15 protein-coding genes and 1 pseudogene are annotated in these 17,512 nt (G+C 44.5%); 14 read left to right on the plus strand and 2 right to left on the minus strand.

The annotated features are described in order from the left end of the window. The first annotated feature begins 6 nt into the window (after positions 1–6). The 6 genes from QFZ80_RS03480 (at position 7) to QFZ80_RS03505 (ending at position 7,012) form a co-directional block, all read left to right on the plus strand. The gene (locus QFZ80_RS03480) at positions 7–822 is read left to right on the plus strand and encodes an RQC-minor-1 family DNA-binding protein (RefSeq protein WP_307557287.1); all 816 of its coding nucleotides are present in this window, start codon (positions 7–9) and stop codon (positions 820–822) included. A gap of 38 nt (positions 823–860) precedes the next feature. Continuing rightward, complete coding sequence (locus tag QFZ80_RS03485) at positions 861–2,627, plus strand: LytS/YhcK type 5TM receptor domain-containing protein (protein WP_307548797.1); 1,767 nt, start codon at positions 861–863, stop codon at positions 2,625–2,627. Beyond that, positions 2,614–3,375, plus strand: coding sequence for a LytR/AlgR family response regulator transcription factor (locus QFZ80_RS03490; protein WP_307557289.1), 762 nt, complete (start codon positions 2,614–2,616; stop codon positions 3,373–3,375). The genes QFZ80_RS03485 and QFZ80_RS03490 overlap by 14 nt, the downstream gene beginning before the upstream one ends. A gap of 134 nt (positions 3,376–3,509) precedes the next feature. Then, positions 3,510–3,827, plus strand: a complete 318-nt coding sequence (locus QFZ80_RS03495; RefSeq protein ID WP_307548792.1) for a DUF485 domain-containing protein — start codon at positions 3,510–3,512, stop codon at positions 3,825–3,827. Further along, positions 3,824–5,344 (plus strand): solute symporter family protein, encoded by a 1,521-nt coding sequence (locus tag QFZ80_RS03500; protein ID WP_307548791.1) that lies wholly within the window; start codon positions 3,824–3,826, stop codon positions 5,342–5,344. The genes QFZ80_RS03495 and QFZ80_RS03500 overlap by 4 nt, the downstream gene beginning before the upstream one ends. A 141-nt stretch (positions 5,345–5,485) precedes the next feature. After that, a complete protein-coding gene (locus tag QFZ80_RS03505) occupies positions 5,486–7,012 on the plus strand; it encodes a solute symporter family protein (RefSeq protein WP_307548790.1) in 1,527 nt (508 codons plus the stop codon). A gap of 1 nt (position 7,013) precedes the next feature. On the opposite strand, the gene QFZ80_RS03510 is transcribed toward QFZ80_RS03505, so the two are convergent. Then, the gene (locus QFZ80_RS03510; RefSeq protein WP_307557292.1) at positions 7,014–7,826 is read right to left on the minus strand and encodes a WYL domain-containing protein; all 813 of its coding nucleotides are present in this window, start codon (positions 7,824–7,826) and stop codon (positions 7,014–7,016) included. Continuing rightward, a complete protein-coding gene (locus QFZ80_RS03515) occupies positions 7,789–9,114 on the minus strand; it encodes a helix-turn-helix transcriptional regulator (RefSeq protein ID WP_307557294.1) in 1,326 nt (441 codons plus the stop codon). Before QFZ80_RS03515 ends, QFZ80_RS03510 begins: the two co-directional genes overlap by 38 nt. A 163-nt stretch (positions 9,115–9,277) precedes the next feature. Between QFZ80_RS03515 and QFZ80_RS03520 the strand changes: the two genes are divergently transcribed. The 8 genes and pseudogenes from QFZ80_RS03520 (at position 9,278) to QFZ80_RS03555 (ending at position 17,498) form a co-directional block, all read left to right on the plus strand. Further along, the gene (locus QFZ80_RS03520; RefSeq protein WP_307564003.1) at positions 9,278–10,690 is read left to right on the plus strand and encodes an RtcB family protein; all 1,413 of its coding nucleotides are present in this window, start codon (positions 9,278–9,280) and stop codon (positions 10,688–10,690) included. 27 nt (positions 10,691–10,717) lie between these two features. After that, the gene (locus QFZ80_RS03525) at positions 10,718–11,173 is read left to right on the plus strand and encodes a DIP1984 family protein (RefSeq protein WP_307548787.1); all 456 of its coding nucleotides are present in this window, start codon (positions 10,718–10,720) and stop codon (positions 11,171–11,173) included. A gap of 392 nt (positions 11,174–11,565) precedes the next feature. Continuing rightward, positions 11,566–12,348, plus strand: a complete 783-nt coding sequence (locus QFZ80_RS03530; protein ID WP_307557296.1) for a nucleotidyltransferase domain-containing protein — start codon at positions 11,566–11,568, stop codon at positions 12,346–12,348. Position 12,349: 1 nt separating this feature from the next. Beyond that, positions 12,350–12,571, plus strand: a pseudogene (locus QFZ80_RS03535) (RtcB family protein); the annotation flags it as partial. A 383-nt stretch (positions 12,572–12,954) separates the two neighbouring features. Further along, positions 12,955–13,863, plus strand: a complete 909-nt coding sequence (locus tag QFZ80_RS03540) for an ABC transporter permease (protein WP_307548783.1) — start codon at positions 12,955–12,957, stop codon at positions 13,861–13,863. An 18-nt stretch (positions 13,864–13,881) separates the two neighbouring features. Next, positions 13,882–14,766: a carbohydrate ABC transporter permease gene (locus QFZ80_RS03545; protein ID WP_307548782.1), complete on the plus strand. Its 885-nt coding sequence runs from the start codon at positions 13,882–13,884 to the stop codon at positions 14,764–14,766. A gap of 124 nt (positions 14,767–14,890) precedes the next feature. Then, positions 14,891–16,543: an extracellular solute-binding protein gene (locus tag QFZ80_RS03550; protein WP_307548780.1), complete on the plus strand. Its 1,653-nt coding sequence runs from the start codon at positions 14,891–14,893 to the stop codon at positions 16,541–16,543. Between the two features lie 31 nt (positions 16,544–16,574). Then, complete coding sequence (locus tag QFZ80_RS03555) at positions 16,575–17,498, plus strand: dihydrodipicolinate synthase family protein (protein WP_307557298.1); 924 nt, start codon at positions 16,575–16,577, stop codon at positions 17,496–17,498. The last annotated feature ends 14 nt before the right edge of the window (positions 17,499–17,512 follow it).

The raw sequence follows: 17,512 nt of genomic DNA on the forward strand, positions 1-17,512 counted from the left end.
ATGTTCATGGCCACGTTGAATCATAAAAAAAAGCAGACGAAACCGGAGTTGGCAGCTAGTTTAAAAGAAGAGGAAATCCGTTATATCCTTCACGCAGCAGATAGTTTGATCGGTAGTGGAGGAAGGAACATGTTGGCTAAAATTTTAAAGGGTTCACGCGATAAAAAGCTGTTGGAGCTGGAACTGAACACGAATATGGCTTATGGCTTCTATGGTTACTTGACTCTAGAGCAAATTACAGAACGAGTCGATTGGATGATCAAGAATGATTTTCTTGAATTGCAGTACAATCGCGATATGCCCCTTCTTATTTTCACAAAAAAAGGATGGCTGATCCAGTGTGATCAGATGGCTGATCTGCTGCTTCATCAGTGGAGACAGTGGATTGGAGCCGGAATTGGCGACATAGATATGACCTATCTGAAAGATCGTAACCGAGGCTTGATTCTGCTTTTTTTACAGAAAGTTGCTGGCACTTCGGATGAACGCTTCATTCCACTGCTCAAGCAGTGGCAGCTTGTCGATTATCAGAAGGTGAAGAAAGCGATAAGGGATGTGATTGCTCATCTTCAAAATAAGGGTAAGAGTCCCCTAGTTCTAGAAGGTGAAGCACCTCAAGTGGAAATTACTTCCGATCTGTTCCATCAACCGCGCGAAGTGGAACGACTTAAATGCTGGGAATGTGGAAAACGTTTTGAATGGATGGTAGAGGAACAGGATGTTTTCCGTATGCGTGGATGGGATCCGCCAAAACGTTGTTCTTCTTGTCGGGATGAACGCCGTAGGCAAAAAGAAGGCTTCACATGGAATGATTTTGATTAAGCCATCGTGTTATGATGTTATACAGCAGGAGGGGTAACATGGAGGCGCTTGCACTTCTGCTCTTTGAGCGTATGGGTATTCTGTTGATCGTAACGTTTATCTTAACGCGAATTCCTATCGTTCGTCAGCTTCTGGACAGAAAAATGTCCGTTATGAATACGATTTATTTCATCTGTTTATTCGGCTTGTTCGGCATTCTTGGTACCTATGCAGGTGTGGTGATCGAGGGGGGAGTTGTGTCGTCTTCCTTTTGGATCTTTCCTCTGCAGTCCGATCAAGCATTAGCCCATTCCGCTCTGGTTGGTGTTGTCATCGGAGGTTTAATGGGGGGACCTCTTGTGGGGGTCGGCGCGGGTTTAATTACTGGAAGCCACTTATATATGATGGGTGGATTTACTGGTTTGGCGGGCGGAATCGCCGCTCCGCTGACCGGATTATTAGCGGGAGGAGTGGCGAGATTCTTCTTGCAGGAACGGGTCATTTCTCCAGCTAAAGCTATTTTTATCGGCATGTTCGCACCTATCGTGCAGATGGGAATTATCCTTATTGTATCAGCGCCATCCGAGAAAGCGATTGAACTTGTGGACTTGATCGGCATTCCAATGGTGCTTACGAACAGCATCTCCATCGCGATTTTCACAACCATGCTGCGTGTTGTATTTCGAGAAGAGGAACGCGCTGTTGCTTATGAAACTCAGCGCGCCCTGCATATTGCAGAAGCTGCGCTGCCTCATCTGAAACAGGGATTAACTTATCAATCAGCAGATGCGATCACTAGGTTACTGCTAAGGGAGCTTAAGACGGCGGCCGTTGCTGTTACCGATGCGGAGAACATTCTTGCTCACGCTGGGCTCGGTGATAGGATTCTCATACCCGGTGAGCCGATTCGCTCTGAGCTTTCGAGGCAAGCCATTGGAACGGGAAAGCTGCAAATCGCTCTTAACCACGAGGATATCCAACCGAATCATAGATTGCTTAGAGCTGCGATCATAGTTCCGATCAAGCAGGCTGGACAAGTTGCAGGTTTGATCAAGCTATATTTTAAAAAACCGCAAGAAATTCGTTCGGTTGAGATCGTACTTGCAGAAGGATTAGGCAAACTATTGTCTTATCAACTTAGTGTGGCTCTGCATGAGAGTATGGAGGCATTAATGAAGGAATCCGAACTAAGGATCCTGCAGTCGCAAATCAATCCGCATTTCTTATTCAATACTTTGAACTCAATAATCTCCCTGATTCGAATTGAGCCTGATATGGCAAGGCATATTACTATGCAGCTTAGTACTTATATGAGGCTCAACATAAAGCTTATTGCGTCTCATACGATTTCGATCCAACAAGAAATCATGCACCTTAGCTCGTATTTGGAAATTATCCAGATTCGATTCAAGGATCAGATCACGATGGAAGTTCAGTTAGACTCTGATTTGCTGATAGCTATGATTCCTCCCGTTACGCTGCAGCCCTTGGTTGAGAACTGTATCAAACATGGATTGAAAGATAGGAATCACGGCGGGCGAATCCGAATAGCAGTGTTGAACCATGAGGATACTTTACAAATATCAATCGAAGATAACGGAAGCGGCATACCCCCTGATTTGCTAGAGCAATTAGGCAAAGGTCCGGTAAACAGCAGCGAGGGGAACGGGATTGGTGTTTACAATGTCAATCAACGGCTGATCGGCTTGTTTGGCGAGGAATCTCGACTTTTTATCGAAAATAATGTAAATGGCGGATGTAGATTTTCATTTAACATTCCTGGGAAAAGTACCGAAAGGAGGGGATACGTAGGTGAGAACCATTAAGGTCATGATTGCTGAAGATGAGTGGTTAGCCCGTAAAGAGCTGATCTACCTGTTGGGGATGGAAGAGGATATAGAGCTGATGCCGCATGCCTCCAACGGTAAGGAGTTATTGGAGCTTGTAAAAGAATGGGAGCCAGACGCTATATTTTTGGATATACAAATGCCGGAATTAGATGGCCTGCAAGCCGCCCGTATGCTGAAAACTGCTGCACAAGCACCCCTAATTGTATTTACAACGGCCCACGATGATCATGCGGTTGAGGCGTTCGGGTTGAATGCTGTTGATTATTTACTTAAACCTTATAGTACTGAGCGTCTAAAGGAATCACTGGCACGGATTCGCAGTAAGCTTTCCAATAGCCCACTGACGACGTCACTGCATAGCAAAATGCAATTTTCCTCCAAAGCAAGGAACTGGAATAAATTATTGATCATAGACGGGGAAAAGCATGTCCTGCTTGATCCTGAGACCATCCTTTATGCCGAGAGGGAAGAGAAAAGCATCCATATCTATACGTATTCCAACCAGATTTATATGAGCAAAATGAGCCTGCAGGAATTGGAAAATAAGCTCGGGGAACTCCCTTTTTTTCGTCCTCATCGCAGTTATTTGGTTAATTTAAATGGTATTGATGAATTAGTTCCGTGGTTCAATGGCGCTTTTAATTTGATTTTGAAAAATGAAACAAGAACGCAAATACCCGTTTCACGGGAGATGGCCAAAGAGCTGTTTAGGCTGCTTAAATGAAAATGAAACCGTTTAAAGCTCCTTTTTAGGCAATTCAGGCAGGGAATATGACGATTCGCGACAGTCTTAATACAAAGGGCAAAAATTCGCATATAATCAACTTGAAGACGCTTACATTAGGAGGGACTAAGCAAATGTCAAACGGCAAGCCTATTCAATATGGGGAAGTGGCACAGTCAGAAAAATTCAAGAAATTAATCGGCAGCAAAAAACGATTCATTATTCCGATGACAGTCTTTTTCCTCCTTTTTTACTTTACTCTACCCATCTTAACCTCTTACACGAAAGTATTGAATAATCCGGCAATCGGTCCTATTTCGTGGGCATGGGTGTACGCATTTGCCCAGTTTCTGATGACTTGGGCACTCTGTATCATTTACTCCAGGAAATCCAAGGAATTCGACCGACAAATTGAAGAAATAAAATCGGAAATTGGGGGTAATTCGTTATGAGTCCAACAGCCGTCATTCTATTTCTTTGCATTATTTTATTAACAATCATTATTACGTATTATGCAGCTAAAAAAACAGACAGCTCGAATGAGTTTTATACGGGTGGCGGTGGATTAACAGGTTGGCAGAACGGACTTGCGATTGCAGGAGATTATATGTCGGCAGCATCGTTCTTGGGAATCGCAGGGACGATCGCCTTGACTGGATTTGATGGATTCTTCTACAGTTTAGGTTTTCTAGTTGCTTATCTTGTCGTCCTCTATTTAGTGGCGGAACCGCTTCGGAATTTAGGGAAATATACGATGGCGGATATGATCGCGGCACGATTTGCTAATCAGAATGTTCGTGGGGTTGCCGCATTAAACACTATCACCATTTCCATCTTCTATATGATCGCGCAGCTTGTTGGTGCGGGTGCTTTGATCAAACTATTATTCGGCTTTAATTACTATACCTCAGTATTAATTGTGGGCATCCTGATGACTATCTATGTGGTATTCGGCGGAATGAGGGCCACGAGTTGGGTGCAAATTACAAAAGCAGTTCTTCTGATGGGTGGTACGTTGATCCTGTCACTTATCGTTCTAGCTAAGTTTAATTTCAGTATTTCCGAAATGTTCACCCAAATGAAAACAGCAACACCCTTGAAAGAGGCGTTTTTAAATCCTGGTAACAAATATAAGATTCCGGTTGAAACGCTCTCCCTCAACCTTGCACTGGTGCTCGGAACTGCCGGATTACCGCATATTCTTACTCGTTTCTATACGGTGAAAAATGCTGCTACGGCAAGAAGTTCTGTCGTCTCGGCAACATGGGTAATCGGTATTTTCTATGTCATGACCTTATTCCTTGGTTTTGGGGCTGCGGCATTTGTTGGCGCTAAGGATATCACAGCGATTGATAAAGGTGGAAACATGGCTGCACCGCTATTGGCCAAAGCGCTAGGCGGGGACTTCTTGTTTGCTTTTATTTCCGCGGTTGCTTTTGCTACGATATTAGCGGTTGTTACCGGATTGGTGCTTTCTGCTGCTTCAGCTTTCTCCCATGATTTTTACGGACAAATCGTTCGTAAAGGCAAAGCGACGGATAAGGAAGAATTGAAAATAGCCCGTTTCGCTTCGATTGGAGTAGCCGTGCTCTCGATTATTTTGGCATTGTTTGCCCAAAAGCTCAATGTAGCTTTCTTGGTATCCATTGCCTTCGCTGTTGCGGCAAGCGCCAATTTGCCAGTCATTCTCTTCACCGTCTACTGGAAAAGGTTTAATACGACGGGCGCGATTGTCGGTATGTTAAGTGGACTTTTAAGCTGTATCCTTCTTGTTGCTGTGGGTCCAAATATTTGGGGAGAGGCAGGAAAGGCGATTCTGGTGGGCAATCCGCTTATTAATTTGGCCAATCCCGGCATTATCTCCATTCCGCTTGGATTCCTTGGAGCCTATATCGGAACGATGCTTTCCACACAAAGAGATGATGTCAAATATACAGAAATTAATGTAAAAGCAAATACGGGCATGTAAGCAGCCCATTCTCTTGAACGCCAAGAAACATGCAGTCAGCCTTTACTAAGGCTTGCTGTATGTTTTTGCTTTTTTGTAAGCCTAAATATGCTATTCTTTTAGTAGTAAAAAAAGAGCAGCCTAGGAAGGAATCGGGTTATTATGAATTTTTCCGCGTTTGTCTTTTTCGTGGCCGTAGTGATTGGAACGCTGGTTATTACGTACCATTCTGCTAAACGAACAATGAATACGAATGACTTTTACGTAGCTGGAAATCGACTCACTGGCTTTCAAAACGGGCTAGCTATTTCCGGTGATTATATGAGTGCCGCATCTTTTCTTGGTATTACGGGGACCATTGCCATATATGGCTTTGATGGTTTTTTCTATTCAATAGGTTTTTTAGCATCCTACGTGATTGTACTTTATATAATTGCTGAACCGCTGCATAATCTGGGACGTTTTACGATGGCAGACGCGATAGCAGTGAGGTTTCAAGAGAAGAATCTTAGAGGTTGGATGGCGATTAACAATATTTTGATCACGATCTTTTATATGATTGCTCAGTTGGTTGGCGCAGGGGGTATCATTCATTTACTGCTTGGGGTGGAATATTCCTCTGCAATCCTTGCAGTCGGCAGCTTGATGACCATTTATGTGGCTTTCGGCGGTATGCTTGCCACTTCTTGGGTGCAAATCATCAAGGCTATTTTACTCGTGTGCAGTACTTTTATGATCAGTCTGATGGTACTTTCCAGATTTAACTGGAATTTATTTGATCTGTATGTGTATGTTTCGCAAGCAACTCCGTTAAAGGAGAAGTTTGTACAGCCTGGGAATTTTTTTTCGGGACCTTTGGATACGCTTTCCTTTAATTTGGCTTTGGTACTAGGGACAGCAGGGCTGCCGCACATCATCTCCAGATTCTATACGGTCAAGGAGGCGCAGACCGTCAGGTCTTCCGTCATTCATGCAACTTGGCTAATCGGTGCTTTTTATGTGATGACCATCTTTCTTGGTTTTGGTGCTGCCGCTTTCGTTGACCGAACTTTATTATTGGGTGAGGACAATATGGCGGCACCTTTACTCGCAAAGGCGCTTGGCGGCGAGTTTTGGATGGCTTTCATTTCAGCGGTTGCTTTTGCCACCATTCTGGCTGTTGTCTCTGGGTTAGTGCTGGCTGCAACGTCCGCTTTTTCGCATGATATTTACAGCAGTATATTGAAAAAGGGAAAAGCCACGGAGGCCCAGCAGATGCTGGTTGCCAAATGTTCGGCGGTAGTGGTAGGCGTATTGTCTATTGTACTTGCTTTAGGTGCGCAGCGGTTAAACGTGGCATTCCTTGTCTCGCTGGCTTTTGCAGTTGCCGCTTCCGCGAACTTGCCTTTATTGCTGCTAACGCTGTACTGGCGCCGATTCAATTCAACTGGTGCCATAATCGGGCTGTTAACGGGACTTATTGCTTCGATCTTATTCGTGATTCTAAGTCCCAATGTGATGGATCCATCGTCTGGCTGGATTCGTCGTGAAGCTCTGTTCCCTTTGAATAATCCAGGAATTGTTTCTATACCGCTTGGATTCCTTGGAGGGATTTTGGGTACCTTACTGTCTTCGAAGAAGAATGATCCGGATCATTACGATAAGATGGTGGTTCAATCCCAATTGGCACGGGTGGAATTGAGAGAATAGTCTAGGATTCCCCATACCTAGCCAGAGCTTTTTTGGCCGATTCAAGCATTCTCCTTTGTAAATGCTCGCCTTGGGTGACGCGCACCCTCTTACCCAAGAAGCGAAGTTTGCTAAGGACATATTCGGCTTCATTATTTAGAAAAGTTAAACGGATTGTATACGTTTCTTGCGTTTCATCGTAATCGACTTGCTTCTCAAAACAAGAGAAGGCATATAAAATCCGGGACAATTCTCGATTGTACTCCTTAATAACTGTAATCGTTGCGTGGATCTGACGTTTCTGCAGCAGTTTCACTATGTCTGAAACAATTTGGGTGACTCGTTCTGGAGAAATGCTCAACTCTTTGATCGATTCAATTTTTTCGAGCTTCGTACTCATCATCGCCCGATGCCTGATGTGATACCAGAGCAAGTACCATTCTTTTTTCACTAAGGAATACTCAAGCTTATAAGGAAAAGCCATTTCATTGGTAAAAGTCCGATCATCCTTCACTCTATAAGTAAGTTGGATAGCAGCTTGACTCGTAATGAATCGACGTAAAGCGCGCAGCAGCGGGTGATAGACTAGCTTCTCCTTACTTCGAGCTTTCTCGATAAAGGCATTAGAAAAATCAAAGGGCTTCTCATCAACTAACACAAATTCAAGCTTCTCCAGCGTTTCCGGTGTGAAAGCATAGGACGCAGAGGGATGGTTAAGCATGGTCTTCAGCCATGACCTCTCCTGTGAGGTGATCATGAAAGTGCCTGATTTCTCAAGCCGCGTAATCATTTGATAGTTAAAAATTTTCTCGAACAGGTTCATAATACGTCTCAAGCTCCTTCCACTCCGCAATCATCTCATTCCGAAAATAGATCGGTTCAAGCACTTCGCAGCTAGATCCAAAGCTTCTAATCCATGGTTTAATTTCCGTGGTTCCATTGACCTGAATTTCGAAAATAAACGAATCTATCTCTTCTTCCGTAATCTCTCCCCATTGCCCTTGAAGAAAGACACGATCTTTAATGAAATTCGGCCCCGTATCGCCTGGGTTAAAAAATCTTACTTTCAAGATAACCGATCTTCCGGTATCAAGGACCCAACTATATTTTATACTCTCCTCTAATACCCTTTTATTCTCATCAAAAAGGCTTGAGTCGACAGTCTCACCTTGCTCAATCTGAGTCATGCCTTCCATCCGATATTTCTTGATGCCATGCCGGGAATCATAAGCAAGAAGGTACCATCGTCCATATTGGTGATCGTAGACAATTTTGAGCGGTAATGTTTTCTGCAGCTTCCCTTCCAATTCACGTTCAAACAAAGGGTTTGTGTTTTTCGAGGAATAGGATTGCGAATTTTTAGGCGAAAAGTATAGGAAATCGATCTTACGGCGATTTTGGATCGCTGATAGAAGGATGGATAGATGCGCTTCATCCAAAATACGTGAGTGGTAGTGATATTTATAAAGGAATGGCTCAATGGATGCTGGTTCCGATGAGGTCCGATTCATGTGTTTTTTTAGCCCGTCTCGCAGTAAATAGCCTTGAACCGACGGCACCTGCGTATTCGACATCACATCAATGAAATCATAGAGATCAAGTAGCTCATCCTGGCTAAGTTCATGGATTAAATCATTATGTATGCGATATCGATAGGGGCGCGGTCCTGGCACTTTTTTAATGACCCCGACTTCTTCGAGATATTTCAAGTCGTTCCGAACTGTTTTCTCATCAGGAAGTGAGGAATCCGTTTGGATATCTTTACAACATACATCCAGCAGCTCAATAGCGGTAAGTGCCTGCTCATTCAAAGCCGTAAGCAGCGTAGAAATTCGCTGACTTTCGGATTCTTTCAATGACTTTGCTCGAAATAAGAACAGCAGCATAGGATCAGTTGAATCGAAATAACTGTAGCGCAGCATCTCGGCGAATTCTTTCCTTTGCACATCCGGTGCCTGTTGATACATGGTGGCTACGATTTCTTTTAGTCGGCGTAAAGTTTTATCAAAGGTATGAACTGAGATACCCAGCCTCTCCGCAAATTGCTGACGACTGTACGCCCCGCTTGTGAGGACAAGCATACGCAGAAATTGAATTTCTTTATCAAAGCTTTCCTTAGCCATTTGAATCCCTCGCTCTTCATTTCAACCTTTCCTTATTGTAACAGGGGAGAGATATGGAGAACATGGAAAACTTTTCACCTGTCGTCATACTTTCACCATGTTCGTTCACATGTAAATAAGCGAAGATAGCTTTAGAAGAAAAACGGAGGTTAACCAAATGGATATGAAAACAATCGTACACGGCGGTAATCATTACGAAATGGAACTTGAGCATGGCAATCTTCACGTGTTTGCTAACCCGGATGTGTTTCAATCTTTTGAAAATAAAGTATTCGAAATGGCAGATAATAACCTGCGGATTCCGCGGAATGTGCATATGAGCTACACCCCGGATGCCCATGTTGGTATTGGTACTTGCATTGGGACAACGGCAGTCTGGAGCATGAAAGACGGGTTCGTTTCCCCTTCCATCGTTGGTGTGGATATCGGCTGTGGCATGCGCGTGCATACGACATCCCTGCATAAACGTGATATTCAAGACAAGGGTATTCGCAGGGCGCTAATCAAAGCGATCGAGAAATATGTTCCAACCAATGAGCGTACAAATACGAATTATTCCGATATCGATATCATGAATGTCGTTCAGAACGGATTAAAAGGACTTCCTGAGAAATACGTTCCAAATGAACAGTGGCTTACACATGTAGAAGAATCTACGTTCAAGTTCGACCACGCCTACCTTGAGAATTTGCCGGCAAAAATCCGTAAGTATGCCCACGGGCAGCTTGGGACGCTAGGTGGTGGGAATCATTTTATTGAGATTCAATATCTAGAAGTGTCAGAAGCTCATGAGGATTTGGCGGCAAAATGGGGCTTGTTCGACGGTCAAGTTATCGTCATGATTCACTCCGGATCACGTGCTTGGGGAGCTATGTTGGGTCAAGAATTCACGAAGGTTATCAGAGAAGCCATGCAAAGTTGGGGAATTGAAAATCCAGACCGGAATCTCTTATATGCGCCAATTGCAAGTCATGAAGGGCAAACCTACTTAAATCTGATGTATTCCGCCTTAAACTTTGCGGTAAGTAATCGGCATATGATTGCCTTCGGTGTTCAAGAAGCTTTCCGAGAAGTGTTTGGTGAAGATATGGAAATGCCCGTACTGTATGATCTCATGCATAATTATGCATTAAAGGAATTTCATCGCAATCAGCCGATGCTCGTCCATCGGAAGGGAGCGACAAGAGCGCTGCCGCCAGGTCATTTCCTGAATACAGCTGCCTATAAAGAAACGGGTCATCCGGCATTAATCCCTGGTTCTATGGGGACTTCATCGTACATTATGGTTGGGAAAGAGGAAGGACTGAAAAACTTCTACTCCATTTGTCATGGTGCAGGTAGAGCGAGATCGCGGAAAGCAACAAAAGAGCTGGTCACCGTCGATCAGTTCGCGCAATCGATGAAAGTTGGGACGGATGATGAGATTCTCGTTAATCATCGCTCCCTGCAAACGATTCTTGATGAATGTCCGCAAGCCTATAAGGATGTGGATCAAATTATCGATAGTGTAGTGGGCGCATCGCTAGCCGATGTGGTTGCTACTTGCAAGCCGATGGTTGCGATTAAAGGAGTTTAGAAAATAATAGTCGAGGTGAAAACAATAATGAAATTAGCTGAAGCTTTAATGAATAGAGCGGATTGCCAAAAGCGTGTGGAACAATTGAAAGCTCGATTAACACGTAGCGCTAAAGTCCAAGAAGGCGAGCAACCGCCTGAGAATCCTGTTGACCTATTTCAAGAGTTGAACGACACTTTGAATGAATTTGAATCCTTAGTGACCGCTATCAATCGGACGAATTCGCAAGTCTCACTTGGTTCCGGAGGAACTATTGCGGAAGCTTTGGCGCAAAGAGATACATTATCTATGCGGAGATCTATCATTCAAGACGTTATAAATGCTGCTGCTATTAGGCAAGACAGATTTAGCAAATCAGAAGTGAAGTTTTATTCGACTGTATCTATTGTGGATTTACAGAAGCAGGTTGATCAGTACTCCAAAGCTTTTCGCGAACTAGACACGACCATTCAAGAAGCCAATTGGAAAACAGAGTTGTTGTAAGTTATTCGTTATAAGTTTTTTCATTATGAAGTTGGTAGCCTTTTGTCTGAAGGTGAGCATAGCCCGCCAACTGGGTAAGTTGGAACTGATGGTTGATGTGAGGGGCCATATCATGTAGGTTCGAATCCTGCCTAAACAACTAATGCCCATTACAGTTACAATCGTACACGTTATGTTTATTGTTACAACCAAGTGCTGATTCAGACAAAATGGTGAGGGTGGGAACGGGGACTTTCATAAAGCAATTCATACCATCGGTCTCAACCGGACTTGTGACGAATACGTAGGTACTCTTAGAGTAGGCCTAGTTCAAATTTGACATGATAAAGCCGTAGACGAAGTTGGTCTATGGCTTTTTGCGTCCTCAAATTACGAAAGAAAGGGTGAGTCCCATGACATTTGATATAGGAAAAATAGATAGTGAGCTTAAACGAATTGAACAAGAGGAAGGCGTGCGGATCCTCTATGCCTGTGAATCGGGTAGTAGAGCCTGGGGATTTCCATCGAAAGACAGTGATTATGATGTGAGGTTTATCTACGTAAGACCTGTGGAATGGTACTTATCCCTATTCGAGAAACGAGATGTCATCGAGCGTCCGATCAATGATCAACTCGACATCAATGGTTGGGACTTGAAGAAGGCGCTGAACTTATTTCGCAAATCGAACCCGCCTTTACTCGAATGGCACCAGTCGCCGATTCAATATATGGAGCAATACGGTGTAACGGAGCAAATTCGCCAGCTGTCACCATTTACCTTTTCACCGCGGTCCAGTATGTATCACTATTTGCATATGGCCAAAGGGAACTTTCGGGAATATTTGCAAGGTGATTATGTGAAAATCAAAAAGTATTTTTATGTGTTACGCCCAATACTAGCTTGCCAGTGGATTGAAGAACATGGCAGCATGCCACCTATGGAATTTGAAGACCTAGTGGAGCAAATACTGCCGGAATCGAAATTAAAGCAAGAAGTATATACGTTGTTGACGCGAAAGAAGGCTGGTGTCGAATTCGACTTAGAGCCGAAAATCACGGTAATTAACGATTATTTAGATCGACAAATCGCTTATTTTGAAGAAACTGCCAAACATACCCCTGCATCTGGAGAAAAGCAAGAAGCAGCATTAGATACTTTATTCCGAGATGCGTTGAGGGAGGTTTGGGGTTCGTAGAGAGGAACAGTTCGGGTCGAAGTTTGAAATGACCACCTTGTACGATCTTATGCATAACTATGCGTGGGAGGAAGAGCATGAAGGGCAGTCCTATTTTGTCCATCGCAAAGGGGCAACGAGGTCGCTTCCGGCAGGTCATCTTGATAACCCACAGCCTTACCTAAATACAGGCCAATCGCGAATAACGGGTTCCAACTATGACCTCACGATGGAGACTGTTTGAGGGGCAATTTTTTAAAACGAAAATGTTGAGCGCAGACTTTAGGGCTTATCATAATAGTATCAACATCTAACGGAGGAGGGGCGATTAGCCCCTCTTCTTCCATTGTATGGCGATATAAACCAGCGCCCCGCCTGCGATTTCAGCCTTTCGTGCGATATTTGCACCTTCTGGGAAATTTGAATCACGGCCTGTTTTGTGCGAAAAGTGCATCATGGAATTCTGCATCGGTTCTTTCAAGAGTGAAAACCATTCCCTATAATGAAAATCACGGAAGCGGTTACCAAGTACTGAAAGTATTGGAGAAATCGATACGTAACTCTAGACATCTGGGAGGGATTCCTATCCATCAGTCAAATGTTCAGCAGGAGGTTGGCGTTTCACGAATGAAGACTCATCCTGTCCTGCGTAATATGAAACGAAGCCGATACTTGTATATGATTTTTTTCTTGCCCTTTTGCTACTATGTATTGTTTCATTATTGGCCGATATACGGAATCATCATTGCATTCAAGGATTACAACATTGTTAAAGGCATCACGGCCAGTCCTTGGGTGGGCTTCGTTCACTTTAAAAAGTTTTTGATCGACCCGTACTTCTGGAAGCTGGTACGTAATACGCTGCTGATTAATGTATATGAACTGTTTTGGGCGTTTCCGGCCCCGATCATTTTGGCTCTGCTGTTGAACGAATTAAAAAGCCAGCGATTGAAAAAATTCGCGCAAAGCGTCAGCTACCTGCCTCATTTTATATCTACCGTTGTGGTGTGCGGGATGCTCGTCAACTTCCTGACTACGGACGGCCTGATTAACCAGATCGTTGCGTGGTTTGGAGGTACGCCGATTCACTTCCTGATGAAGCCGGAATGGTTCCGTACGATTTTTATCTCCTCGGGCATTTGGCAGAGCATCGGCTGGGGTTCGATTATTTACTTGGCCGCACTGACTTCAGTGGACGAGGAATTATATGATGCCGCTAATATCGACGGTGCCAATCGCTGGAAGCAGCTGCTGAATATTACGCTGCCGGGAATTGCGCCAACGATATCCATTATGCTGATTCTCAATGTCGGCAGGCTAATGGCTATCGGTTATGAAAAAGTCATTTTGCTTTATAACGGATCGACTTATGAAACTGCGGATGTCATCTCCACTTATGTCTACCGGAGAGGTTTGCTGGGCAGCGATTTCAGTTATGCTACCGCTGTTGAACTGTTCCAAGCGGTTGTTGGGTTGATTTTGCTTATAACGGCTAACCGTCTTTCCAAAAAAATCAGTGAAACCGGCTTGTGGTAGACGAAAGGGGAGGTAGATATGAACAAACATACGTCGATCGGCTCGAAAATTTTTGACAATTTCAATATACTGTTCCTTCTGTTACTGGTGTTTGCCACCTTGTATCCCATCTATTATATCCTTATCGTATCGATCAGCGACGGTAATTTGGTAACAAGAGGCCTGATCAAATGGGTACCGATGGATATTACGTTCGATGCGTATAAGATTGTTCTAAGTAATCCGGATATATGGCGGACTTACGGCAACACGCTGCTTTATACCACAGTAGGCACCACGATCAATGTCATCATGACGGCGCTTTGCGCCTACCCGCTATCCAGAAAAGATTTTTACGGCCGAGGCATTTTTATTTTTATGGTCGCGTTAACGATGTTTATTAGCGGGGGACTGATTCCGACGTATCTGGTGGTACAAAAGCTCGGGCTAGTCGATACGATGTGGGCACTTGTGCTTCCTCCAGCTATCAGCACGTTCAATATGATTATTATGAAAACGTATTTCGAAGGCATTCCGATGGCACTGCAGGAATCCGCTTACTTGGACGGGGCTAATGAAATCCAGGTGCTGTTCAAAATCATTATTCCATTGTCGCTGCCGGTTATGGCTACGATGGTGCTGTTTTACTCGGTTCATCATTGGAACAGTTTTTTTCCGGCGTTGATTTACTTGAATGACAGTGATAAGTTTCCGGTTCAGGTGCTGCTTCGAAATATCGTCATTGCCGGCGAATTTGCCGACCAGACTGCAGATATAGGCAGTGCTTCATCGAACTTCCGGGTCGTTGCGGCCAATTACAAGTTTGCGGTCATTATTATAACCATACTGCCAATTTTGGTCGTCTACCCGTATTTGCAAAAGTATTTTGTTAAAGGCGCGATGATCGGCGCGTTGAAGGGGTAACCATGAAGCAAAAGAAAGGGGGGATGCCCGAGCATCGATGATGATGCCAGCTTATCTGCAGGAACTCAGTGAATACTTAAATAGGTATGTGTAACATGATCTATACTCAAAGGGAGGTTTTTGCATGAAAAAAACATGGGTAAGAAGGTTATCATTATCGCTATGTACTGTTATGGTTGCATCCGGTTTAGCCGCTTGTACCAGCGGGAATGAAGCTGCGCCATCCGCAAAATCCGATACCACGAACACACCGGCCATAGCTGCAGGGTCAGGCAAAATTTCAGAGAAAGAACGGGAAGTGAAAGTAACCTTCCCGGAGCATCCGAACCAGCCGGTCAAAAACTTCGCGCTCGTACAACAGGAAATTTTTAGACAGACGAATATAAAATTAAAGTTCGAAAATGTTCCGAACAGTAATTATAACGATAAAAAGAAAACGCTATTAGCGACCAACAACCTGCCTGATATTATTGAGATCAATATGTCGGATGTCAATAATTTTGCTTCAACCGGCGTATTTGTTCCACTGCTTCAATACATGAATAAGGGGCTAATGCCGAATTTCAAGAAATTTTGGGATCAGAATCCGGACATGTCGAAGCTGACGGCTGACGGTGAACTGTATGGATTCCCGGCAGTCGGCCGCAATGAGTTGAAGAACGGTTTTGGCCCGGTTATTCGTACGGACCTGCTGAAAAAGCACAACCTGCCGACACCGAAAACATTCGATGAGCTGTTGACCGTGCTTGCAGAGCTGAAGAAGATTTATCCGGACTCGACGCCTTTCTCTGTTCGCAAAGGAAGCGGACCTATCCACCAACTGTTTAAAACGATGGCTTATCCGTTAGGCTCAGGCGTGGGCTCAGGTACCGGTATTTACTTTGACAAAGATGTGGGCGGCGGACAATATGTGTACGGTCCTGCTACAGCACAATTTAAAGAGGTACTTGCATTTTTCAATAAAGCATTTACATCGGGTGTGCTGGATAAGGATTACGCGGTGGCTACTCAGCAGCAATGGACCGAAAAGCTGACCAGCGGCAAGTCATTCTTCTTCTTTGATAACAGCGGTTTCGCCCTGGATTATACTAAGCAGCTGCAGAAAGCGGTTCCGGACGGCAATTTCCAGATCATTCCGATCCCGGCTAACGCAAGCGGGAAAGCGAGAGCGGAATATTATGCAACGACACTGACGGATAAAATGTACGCGATCAGCTCGAAAGCGAAAGATCCGGAAACGCTTATTAAACTGATCGACTGGATGTACACGGAGAAAGCGTCCAACCTGATGAGCTACGGCGTAGAAGGCGTTCACCATACATTGGATGATAAAGGCCAACCACAGCTGAAATCCGATTATGTCATGAAGTTTAAAGACGGCCAGCCGACCGCTTTCTATGCCATGTACTCGGATCTTGGCTCCGGTAAACTGAGCTTCACGCCTTGGTTCGCCAATATGGATCCGCAAGTGCAGGTTGAAAAGTTGACAGGCAGCTGGAGTGCGGAGCATGAGACATACTGGAAAACGGTCGCAGCAGATAAAGCATACCACGATCCATACATCGATCCGCCGCTTACGAAAGAAGAAACTGCCCGCGTGAAGGAAATTTTGGCACCGCTTAACACGATGTTGGAGCAGGAATACGATAAGTTTATTATGGGCGTTAAGAAAATCGACGAATACGACGCTATTATGAAAAAAACTCGTGATACGGGCGGTACCGAGTTAGAAAAAATTTACAATGGCGCATTGGCAAGATTGTCTCAGAAAAAATAAGCGGAGCCTAAAACGGAGGTGGCATAAGCACATGCATATTCAACCGATCGCCAAAGGCGTTTGGCCTACTATGGTGACTCCTTTCACCGACTCGAATCAAGTGGATTACAAGGCGTTGGAGCAAATGATCGAGTGGTATATTGGGCATGGGGTTGCCGGACTTTTTGCAGTCTGCCAGTCGAGTGAAATGTTTTTTTTAACACTTGAGGAGCGCGAGGATATTGCCCGTTTTGTCGTGGAAAAAGCACAGGGACGCGTCCAGGTTATAGCTTCTGGACACATTTCAGATTCGATCGAAAACCAAATTATTGAGCTGCAAGCGATAGCGGCAGCCGGTGTACAGGCGGTTGTGCTGGTCAGTAACAGGCTGGCTCAGCAGAATGAATCCGAAGATGTATGGAAACGCAATGCGGAAACGCTGCTGGGTGCTGTACCGGATATTCCTTTTGGCATTTATGAATGTCCTTATCCTCACAAGCGGCTAATCTCGCCGGAATTATTAGCATGGTGCGAGTCTACCGGCCGATTCACCTTTTTAAAAGATACGTGCTGTCATACCGAACACATTCAACAAAAGCTGAATGCCGTGCGTGGTGGAGGCTTAAATATATATAACGCCAATACAGCAACATTGCTGGAAACTCTGCACTTAGGCATACAAGGATATAGTGGCATTATGGGCAACTTTCATCCGGATCTGTACGTCTGGCTAACTCGCCATTATATGGAACGGCAGGAACAAGCGGAGAAGCTGCAGGATTTTCTGGGCATGTCCTCCGTCATCGAAAGCCAGTTTTATCCGGTCAATGCGAAATATTATTTAAGTCTGGAAGGACTGCCGGTCGGGCTGCATACAAGGACCAAAGACCACCGGCAAATGACCTATTCGAACCGGCGCGAGGTCGAGCAGCTGTTTGCGTTAACCCGCCAATATAGAGAGAAGTACCCATTGTAGAGGAGTGAGAAGCA

Origin of the sequence: Paenibacillus sp. V4I7 (assembly GCF_030817275.1) — a bacterium.
In the GTDB taxonomy this organism is placed as follows: domain Bacteria; phylum Bacillota; class Bacilli; order Paenibacillales; family NBRC-103111; genus Paenibacillus_E.

What these genes read in the sequence shown, in the direction of transcription:
- QFZ80_RS03550 (WP_307548780.1), top strand. Translation starts at nt 14,891, where the DNA reads ATGAAAAAAACATGGGTAAGAAGGTTATCATTATCGCTATGTACTGTT.
- QFZ80_RS03505 (WP_307548790.1), top strand. Translation starts at nt 5,486, where the DNA reads ATGAATTTTTCCGCGTTTGTCTTTTTCGTGGCCGTAGTGATTGGAACG.
- QFZ80_RS03540 (WP_307548783.1), top strand. Translation starts at nt 12,955, where the DNA reads ATGAAGACTCATCCTGTCCTGCGTAATATGAAACGAAGCCGATACTTG.
- QFZ80_RS03525 (WP_307548787.1), top strand. Translation starts at nt 10,718, where the DNA reads ATGAAATTAGCTGAAGCTTTAATGAATAGAGCGGATTGCCAAAAGCGT.
- QFZ80_RS03545 (WP_307548782.1), top strand. Translation starts at nt 13,882, where the DNA reads ATGAACAAACATACGTCGATCGGCTCGAAAATTTTTGACAATTTCAAT.
- QFZ80_RS03500 (WP_307548791.1), top strand. Translation starts at nt 3,824, where the DNA reads ATGAGTCCAACAGCCGTCATTCTATTTCTTTGCATTATTTTATTAACA.
- QFZ80_RS03495 (WP_307548792.1), top strand. Translation starts at nt 3,510, where the DNA reads ATGTCAAACGGCAAGCCTATTCAATATGGGGAAGTGGCACAGTCAGAA.
- QFZ80_RS03515 (WP_307557294.1), bottom strand. Translation starts at nt 9,114, where the DNA reads ATGGCTAAGGAAAGCTTTGATAAAGAAATTCAATTTCTGCGTATGCTT.
- QFZ80_RS03530 (WP_307557296.1), top strand. Translation starts at nt 11,566, where the DNA reads ATGACATTTGATATAGGAAAAATAGATAGTGAGCTTAAACGAATTGAA.
- QFZ80_RS03520 (WP_307564003.1), top strand. Translation starts at nt 9,278, where the DNA reads ATGAAAACAATCGTACACGGCGGTAATCATTACGAAATGGAACTTGAG.
- QFZ80_RS03485 (WP_307548797.1), top strand. Translation starts at nt 861, where the DNA reads ATGGAGGCGCTTGCACTTCTGCTCTTTGAGCGTATGGGTATTCTGTTG.
- QFZ80_RS03480 (WP_307557287.1), top strand. Translation starts at nt 7, where the DNA reads ATGGCCACGTTGAATCATAAAAAAAAGCAGACGAAACCGGAGTTGGCA.
- QFZ80_RS03555 (WP_307557298.1), top strand. Translation starts at nt 16,575, where the DNA reads ATGCATATTCAACCGATCGCCAAAGGCGTTTGGCCTACTATGGTGACT.